Origin of the sequence: Streptomyces recifensis, from assembly GCF_002154615.1 — a bacterium.
Classification (GTDB): domain Bacteria; phylum Actinomycetota; class Actinomycetes; order Streptomycetales; family Streptomycetaceae; genus Streptomyces; species Streptomyces griseoluteus.
On the sequence record NZ_MUNH01000013.1, the window covers coordinates 1 to 8,478 of the forward strand.

Genomic DNA, 8,478 nt, shown 5'->3' on the forward strand with positions numbered 1-8,478 from the left:
GCACCGAGCTCGGTGCCTACCGCCGTCGGTTGGAGGAGGCCCGCCTTCGCTACGACGGCAAGCACAGCCGCTTGGAGCGGGAGCAGGCGGCGCGCGCGCAGGCCGAGATGGAACTGGCTCGTGCCGAGAAAGAGCGGGCCGCTCTGCATGATCTGGTCGCCGAACTGAGCGACAAGATCACCGAACTGACGGCTCCGGCCGTGGAGTCCCGTACGGTCGCCCGCCCGCTGGACGGGGCCTCGCAGCGTGACGAGTTCATCGCTCATGCGCAGAAGGCCGCCAAGCCTCCCATGAGCGAGGCGCAGGTCCGTACGGAGCTTGACCGCATTCTCGAGAAGGCGGGCTGGGCCGTCCAGGACGACAGCGCGAAGAACCTGTACGCAGGTCAGGGCGTCGCCGTCCGGGAGGTCTCCACCGCCGTCGGCCGCGCCGACTACCTCCTCTACGTCGACCAGCGCCTGGTCGGTGTCATAGAGGCCAAGCGGGAGGGCGCCGACCTGGAGGCCGCCATGCAGCAGGCCGCCCGCTACGCCACGGGGCTCACCCGCAGCCAGCAGCTCAGCGCTTGGCGCGCCAGCCTGCCCTTCCGGTACGTCGCCGACGGCAACACGGTCCGCTTCCACAACGACCTCGACCCGTCCCCGCGTACTCGTGAGGTCTTCGCGGTGCACCGCCCGGACACGATCGCCCGCTGGGTCGAGGAGGCCGAGGCTGACCCCATGGCGCCGACCCTGCGGGCCCGGATGCGGCGCCTTCCGCAGACCTTCCTCGACTCGAAGGACCTGCGTCCGGCGCAGGAGAAGGCGATCAACGGCCTGGAACTCTCCCTGGCCAAGGACGACCCGCGCGCCCTGATCCAGATGGCGACCGGCGCCGGCAAGACGTACACGGTGGTCAGTGAGAGCTACCGGCTGCTCAAGCACGCGAACGCCAAGCGCATTCTCTTCCTCGTCGACCGGAACAACCTCGGCACCCAGGCCGCCACCGAGTTCGAGAACTTCGACACCCCGGACGACGGCCGCAAGTTCACGGAGCTGTACGTCGTGCAGCGCATGGCGGGGGACACCGTCCTTGGCTCCGCACATGTCGTGGTGTCCACCGTGCAGCGGCTGTGGCTCGCGCTGACGGGTCAGGCGGTGCCGAGCGCGGACGACGAGAACGAGGCTCTCGACCGCTACGACCTCGTCGACGAGCCGGTGGCTGTCGGCTATAACCCGGCCCTGCCGCCGGAGTCCTTCGACCTGATCGTGGTCGACGAGTGCCACCGCTCCATCTACGGCAAGTGGCGCGCGGTCCTGGAGTACTTCGACGCGCACCTGGTCGGCCTGACCGCCACCCCGGTCGCCCAGACCTTCGGCTTCTTCTTCCAGAACCTGGTCAGCGAGTACCCGTACGAGCAGGCGGTCGCCGACGGCGTGAACGTCGACTTCGACGTCTTCCGTATCCGTACGGAGCTGGGAGAGAAGGGCGGCACCATCCCGGCGGAGACGGTCGTTCCCATGCGGGAGCGCAAGACCCGCCGCGAGCGGTACCAGGAGCTGGAGGAGGACCTGGAGTGGAAGGCGACCCAGCTGGGCCGCCAGGTCATCAGCAAGGGCCAGTTGAAGCTCGTCATCGAGACCTTCCGCAAGCACCTGTTCACGGACATCTTCCCGCCGGTGGGGGAGGGGGACGCTCAGCGGACGCGTACCCATGTGCCGAAGACGCTGATCTTCGCGGTGGACGACAACCACGCCGACGAGATCGTCCAAATGGTCCGGCAGGTCTTCGGCGAGAGCGACGACTTCTGCAGGAAGATCACGCACGCCGCGAAGAAGCCCGCCGAACTGATCAAGGCGTTCCGCAACAGCCCCGAGCTGCGTATCGCGGTGACCGTCGACATGATCGCCACCGGGACCGACATCCCGCCGCTGGAGTGCGTGTTCTTCTTGCGAGACGTGAAGAGCTGGGCCTACTTCGAGCAGATGAAGGGGCGTGGCTCCCGGACCGTGGACGCGGCGGAGTTCCAGGCGGTGACGCCCGACGCCGAGGTCAAGGAGCGGTTCGTGATCGTCGACGCGGTCGGCGTCACGGACTCGCCCCGCGTGGACGCGAGGCCGCTGAGCCGGATCTCCGAGCGGAAGATCCCGCTGGAGCGGTTGATGGCCAAGACGGCGGGTCTGGCGATGACCGAGGACGAAGTCGCCACGCTGGCGGGTCGCCTGGCACGCCTGGACCAGCAGCTCAAGCCCGAGGAGCGGGAGGAGATCGAGGAACTCGCCGGCCGACCGCTCCGGGAGATCGTCGGCGGTCTGGTCCAGTCCGTCGACCCCGACCAGCAGGAGCGGGCCCGGCGTATTGGCGGCCAGGAGCAGGTGCGGCGGGACATGATGGACGCCCTGAAGCCGATCGCCTCGAACCGCGAGCTGCGGGACCGGCTGATGGCCATGCGCCGGGCGCACGACATCGTGATCGACGAGGTGAGTGTGGACGAGGTGAAGGAGGCGCGCGGCATCACGGCGGACGAGCTGGCGATGCGACGGGTGACCTCGTGGAAGCAGTACATCAAGGACCACCAGGACGAGATCGCCGCGTTCAACCTCGCCTTCAGCGAGCGGCGCGATCCCAAGGAGGTCTACCGGCGGCTGAAGGACCTCGCACGCAAGATCGAGCGTCCCCCGTTCCAGTGGACTCCGGCACGGCTGTATGACGCGTACGTACAGCTCGGCAAGGCGACCCGGCATCCGCGGGGCGCGGCGGGTGTCGTCGACCTGATCGGGCTGCTGCGCTTCGAGCTGGGGCTGGACCAGAAGGTGCGGCCTTACCGGGCGCTGGTGGAGGAACGGTACGCCGCGTGGCAGGCCCGGCAGGAGCAGGCGGGGGCCGTCTTCACGGCTGACCAGGTGTGGTGGCTAGACCGGATGGTGGACGTGATCGCCACGGATGCGGCCATCGAGCCGGACCATTTGAAGGACGTACCCTTCATTGAGCGAGGCGGTGTGGACGGGTTCCTTCGGGAGTTCGGGGCTGATCGCGGGGCTGAGATTTTGAGTGAGCTGGGACGGGAGTTGGGCGCGTGAGCGAGTTGCCTCGCGGATGGGCGCGAGTGAGCCTCGACGAGATTGCCGAGGTTCAGGGAGGCATCCAGAAGCAGCAAAAGCGACGTCCTGTCGATCACAAGTTCCCCTTTCTTCGGGTCGCCAACGTTGGCAGTGGGTCGCTTGATCTCAGCGAGGTGCATGAGGTCGAGCTGTTTGATGGCGAACTGGAGAGGTTCGTTCTCCGTCCGGGCGATCTGCTTGTCGTGGAAGGGAACGGTAGTGTTTCTCAGCTCGGTCGGGCTGCTCGCTGGAGTGGTGAGATTGAGAACTGCGTGCATCAGAATCATCTGATTCGGGTGCGGCCGGGCCTCGCGATCTCGGCCAAATTCCTGGAGCTTCTATGGAATTCGCCGGAGGTATCTGCGCAGCTTCGAAGCGTAGCGGCATCGACTAGTGGATTGCACACCCTAAGTACGGCAAAGCTGAAGAGGGTAAGGATTGCACTGCCTCCACTGGATGAGCAGCGCCGCATCGTTGTCGCGCTTGAAGAGCAGCTATCGCGACTTGACGCGGCCACAGTTAACGCAGCCAATGCTGTGAAGAAGGCTGGCACGCTTATTCACTCCAGCAAGGCGAAAGCTATCCGCGATCTCATGGAGTCATTTCCGGTTACCGTGCTCGCGGAAGAGATTAGGGAGCCGCTGCGCAATGGCCATTCCGCGCGGGCTGCGGCGGATGGCGCCATTCGAACGTTGACCCTTACCGCTGTCACCAAGGGTGAGTTCGGTGATGCTTACACGAAGATGACAGCCGCCGATCCGGAAAAGGCTGCCAAGCTTTGGCTGAAAGCGGGGGACATTCTCGTTCAGCGTTCCAATACTCCGGACCTCGTTGGCACTTCTGCCCTCTATGAGGGTCCGGAAGAATGGGCAATTTTCCCGGACCTGTTGATTCGCGTCAGGACCTCTGATCGGCTTGATCCGCAGTTTGCTCACCTGGTGCTGAGTGCGCCGCAAACCCGCCACTACTACCGTTCTCGCGCAAAAGGGCTGGCGGGATCGATGCCGAAAATCGATCAGGAGACGATTCTCAACACGCGTATCCCGCTCCCTGATCTGGAGACCCAGCGGCAGACGGTTCACGCTGTTGCACAAGTGGCAGAGCGAGCCCGGCATGCCGCCGTCACCGCCGAGACTTACCGCGTGAAGGCTTCAGCGCTCCGCCGCTCTCTCCTCGCTGAAGCTTTTGCCGGCCGACTGGTCCCCCAGGACCCCGCTGATGAGTCTGCCGCCACCCTGCTCGACCGCCTTCGTGCGCGGGAGGCGGCCGGAGCAACCAAGTCCCGGCTTCGGAGTCCGCGCCGGTCGGCCACCCAGCCGAAGCACACGCCGGGCACTACATCCGTTCAGGAAGTACCGCCGCTGTCCCGTGCCGACTCCTCAGCCCTCGCCACCGCCACTCAACCAACCTTCGACCTGGAGATCCCCTCGTGACCACGACCGAGGCCCGTCGGCTTGTCGACAAGCTCTGGAGTTACTGCCACGTTCTGCGTGACGACGGTGTCTCGACCATCGACTACGTCGAGCAGTTGACGATTCTCCTGTTCCTGAAGATGGCGCACGAGGCGCAGACGCGACCCCCGATGTTCCGCGAGCAGATCATGCCCGAGGGGTCGGTCTGGGAGAACCGTGGCTGGCCGGAGCTGCTGAAGAACGACGGCGCCGCGCTGGAGGCCGCGTACACCCAGCTTCTCGAAGATCTTGGCAATCAGCGCAAGGACACCACCTTCCACCTGATCTTCAACGGGGCCAGGAACCGCATCCATGACCCCGCGAAGCTCAAGCGGCTGGTCAAGGACCTGATCAACAAGGAAAACTGGTCAGGCCAGAAGACCGACATCAAGGGCGACGCATACGAGGAACTGCTGTCCCGTGGTGCGGAGGACGTCAAGTCGGGTGCGGGGCAGTACTTCACCCCCCGCCCGCTGATCCAGGCCATCATCGACTGTGTCCGCCCGACCCCGGACGACACGATCACCGACCCCGCCTGTGGTACGAGCGGCTTCCTGCTCTCAGCCGCTGAGTACATCCTCAACGAGTACGGCAACCAGCTCTCCCCCGAGCAGCGCAAGCATCTCAGCAGTGGCGGCATCTGGGGCACCGAGCTGGTCAGGAACACCGCCCGTCTCGCAGCAATGAACCTCTTCCTGCACGGCATCGGCCAGCCCACCGGACCTGCCCTGGTCCGCACTAAGGATGCTCTCGCTGCGCCGCCCGACAAGCGTGCGAGCCTGGTCCTGGCCAACCCGCCCTTCGGTAAGAAGTCTTCCATCACCGTCTACGGCGACGACGGTTCCGCCGCCCGTGAGGCGATCGCCTACGAGCGGCGCGACTTCTGGGTCACCACGACCAACAAACAGCTCAACTTCATGCAGCACATCGCCTCGCTGCTGGAAATCCACGGCCGGGCTGCGGTCGTCGTACCCGACAACGTGCTCTTCGAGGGCGGTGCGGGCGAGACCATCCGTCGGCGTCTGCTCAAGGAGTACGACGTCCACACCATGCTGCGGCTGCCCACCGGCATCTTCTACGCGGGCGGTGTCAAGGCCAACGTGCTGTTCTTCGAGCGCAAGCCGGCCCGGCCCAACCAGCCCTGGACGGAGAAGCTTTGGGTCTACGACTTCCGGACGGCCCAGCACTTCACCCTCAAGCAGAACCCGCTCACCCGAGCCTCTCTTGAGGACTTCGTGCAGTGCTACCGCCCGGACGAGGACCGTTCCAAGCGCGTCGAGACGGAGCGCTTCAAGGCGTTCACGTACGAGGAACTGGTCGCCCGCGACAAGGCGAATCTCGACATCACCTGGCTCCGTGACCCGAGCCTCGACGACGCGGACAACCTGCCCGCACCCGAGGTGCTGGCCGCCGAGATCGTTGAGGATCTCCAGGCCGCGCTGGAGGAGTTCGCCGCGATCGCTGAGACGCTTCAGCAGGCTCGCGAGCAGAGCACCGATGCGAAAGAAGTCTCTGACGAGGAATGACAAACGTGCCTGAGGGCCGCGCCAGTGGACTGGGGTGCGGCCCTGAGGCGTTCGCCATGTCAGCGTGGGGAGATGTGCGGCAGGAATGTGGCCCACGCCGCGGGGGTGAGGGCAAGGCGGGGGCCGTCCGGGTTCTTGGAGTCGCGGACGTGGATGGTGGCGGGAGCGGCTGCGATCTCTACGCAGTCGGGGCCCTCTGCGGTGCTGTAGCTGCTCTTTATCCAACCAAGCCCTGACGCGGCCTCGGCAAAGGGGATGCGATTCATGTGTCTCCCAGCACTTTCTCGATGAAGGCCAGTGACTCACGCGGTGTGAGAGCCTGCGCCCGGATGATCCCATAGCGCATATCCAGAACCTGTACGTGTTTCGGTTCGGCGATCACACGGCTGATCTCATGGATCTCGACGTGACCTACGGTGCTGCCGTCCTTGAGTCTGAGCAGCCTGAACGAACCACCGAGACCTGAGTTCTCCTCCCGGCTCAGGGGGAGGATCTGTAGGTCCACGTTTCGGAACTCGCCGACCTCCAGCAGTCGTTCGAGCTGCGCCCGCATGCCCATCTTGCCTCCGATGGGGCGGCGGAGCGTCGACTCGCACTGGACAAAGCTGAAGACGGGTCGTCCCGCAGACTCGCTCACGATCTCCTGCCGGGACATACGGGCCGCAACCCGCTGCTCCAGCTCGTCTTCCATGAAGGGAGGCCGGCTTCCGGCGAACACCGCTCGCGCGTACGCCTCCGTCTGCAACAGGCCATGGATGACGGAGTTGTTGTAGGCGTCCAGCTCAACGGCTTCTCCCTCCAGCTTCTTCAAGTCCCGCACCTTCTTCGGATAGCGGGCCTCCGCCACGTCCCGTTGCATGGCGAGGAGGCGGCCACCCGCTTCCAGCACCCGGTCGGCCACGTCCAGGTACTCCGGGCGCGGAATGCGCCGTCCCTGCTCCACGGAGGAGACGAGGTCCTCCCCGTAACCGATGGCCGTGGAGAAGTCGGCCCGGGTGAGGCCGGCCGCCTCGCGCCACAGCTTCAACTGACGGCCGACCGCCCGGATGACCGCACCGGACTCGTCGTCCTCCAGCTCCGCGTCCCAGTTCCTCACACTCGCCGTCCCTTCGTGCACTTCCTGTGCCCACAGGGCCTTTTCACAAGGTACGCAGGAGTGAACACGCTGGGTGACGTGATTCAGTGAAATCGCCTCGCTCGTCGGCCCACCGGCGCCAGGGAGTCCGTAGGGCGGTCGGTTGGGAGCCGGGGCCGCGGGACGTAAAAAGACCAAAGAACCCGGGAAAAGAACCTACCTACCAAGCCAAACCCCGAGTCGATCACTCGGCCGGGTGAAAGGCGTGAACCGGCTGGCGTGGCGCAGCCGATGGGGTGCACTCTCACCACGAGGCGTTGACGCGCCTCTACAACCCCACACATGCTTCGGCCCCCGCCGGGACGGCAATCCCAGTGCGAGGGCCTGACCAACGAGGAAGAAGCACCTTCCCTATGGCTGAGAAAAAGCCTAACCCCGCCCCGCCCCGGATTCATGAGGTTCGGCGGACCGACACCCCGTCCGGTGTGACCCACGTGCGGGCCGTCCACCCGGACCGGTTCACGGTCGTCGGAAACCACCTGGTCCAGCACCCCGCGCTGTCGCTGACCGCCATCGGCCTTGCCGCGCACATCCTGTCGCTGCCCGAGGGCGCCCCCGTCGATATCCGCAGCCTCGCCGAGCGGTTCCCCGAGGGCCGGGAGCGGATCGCCTTCGCCCTGCGTGAGCTGGAGACGCACGGGTACCTCCGGCGGGTGCGGGAGCGTACGGAGAGCGGGCGGATCGCCACCCGCACCTACGCTCACCACCTTCCGGTCCACGTGCCCGCCGTGCCCGGTCCTGCCGCGGCGCCCCGAGCCCGCAGGCAGGTACCCCGGCCGTCGCGGGACGTCCAGGCCCCGCCGCAGGAGGACGACCAGGGTGCGGGCCGGGCGGAACCGGCGCCCACGGGGATGACCGCCGTGCCCCCGGTGACGTCGGCACCCGAGGCACCCGTGGCGGTCACGCCGCCCGCTTCCCCCGCACCGGCGGACCAGCCCGACCCGCCCGCCGCCGACGCCGCACCTGCGGGACAGGGTGAGCCGGCCGTCGCGCTTCTCGCGGGCCTGCGCCGCGGCGACGCCCGGCTCACCCTGTCCCGCACGGACGTGTACCGGCTCGCGCCCGCAGTCACCGCCTGGTTCGACGTCGGGGCGACCGCCGCCACCGTGATCCACACGCTGACGGCGGGCCTGCCGGCGGCCCTGGAGCGTCCAGCGGCGCTGATCGCCTACCGCCTGCGGAACCAGCTCCCGCTGCCCCTGCCCGCGCTCACCGCGCCGCCCGCCCGTCCCACGACGGCTCCCCATCCCATGCGGAACTGCGACGGCTGCGACCGGGGATTCCGC

Annotated in this window: 6 protein-coding genes; 4 read left to right on the forward strand and 2 right to left on the reverse strand. The window is 66.6% G+C overall.

Features of this window, described 5'->3' with window-relative positions:
- The 3 genes from CCN33_RS00825 to CCN33_RS00835 form a co-directional block, all read left to right on the forward strand.
- A partial coding sequence (locus CCN33_RS00825) for a type I restriction endonuclease subunit R (RefSeq protein WP_244173525.1) occupies window positions 1–3,059 on the forward strand: 3,059 nt, incomplete at its 5' end.
- The gene (locus tag CCN33_RS00830) at window positions 3,056–4,513 is read left to right on the forward strand and encodes a restriction endonuclease subunit S (protein ID WP_279628130.1); all 1,458 of its coding nucleotides are present in this window, start codon (window positions 3,056–3,058) and stop codon (window positions 4,511–4,513) included. The genes CCN33_RS00825 and CCN33_RS00830, both read left to right, overlap by 4 nt.
- Window positions 4,510–6,057: a class I SAM-dependent DNA methyltransferase gene (locus CCN33_RS00835; RefSeq protein WP_086690014.1), complete on the forward strand. Its 1,548-nt coding sequence runs from the start codon at window positions 4,510–4,512 to the stop codon at window positions 6,055–6,057. Before CCN33_RS00830 ends, CCN33_RS00835 begins: the two co-directional genes overlap by 4 nt.
- 59 nt (window positions 6,058–6,116) lie before the next feature.
- Here the strand turns inward: CCN33_RS00835 and CCN33_RS00840 are convergent, their stop codons facing one another.
- Both CCN33_RS00840 and CCN33_RS00845 read right to left on the reverse strand, forming a co-directional pair.
- Window positions 6,117–6,323 (reverse strand): DUF397 domain-containing protein, encoded by a 207-nt coding sequence (locus CCN33_RS00840; protein ID WP_086690016.1) that lies wholly within the window; start codon window positions 6,321–6,323, stop codon window positions 6,117–6,119.
- Window positions 6,320–7,153, reverse strand: a complete 834-nt coding sequence (locus CCN33_RS00845; RefSeq protein WP_086690018.1) for a helix-turn-helix domain-containing protein — start codon at window positions 7,151–7,153, stop codon at window positions 6,320–6,322. The genes CCN33_RS00840 and CCN33_RS00845 overlap by 4 nt, the downstream gene beginning before the upstream one ends.
- Window positions 7,154–7,617: 464 nt before the next feature.
- Between CCN33_RS00845 and CCN33_RS00850 the strand changes: the two genes are divergently transcribed.
- Window positions 7,618–8,478: helix-turn-helix domain-containing protein (locus CCN33_RS00850; RefSeq protein ID WP_086690020.1), on the forward strand; the 861-nt coding region annotated here is incomplete at its 3' end.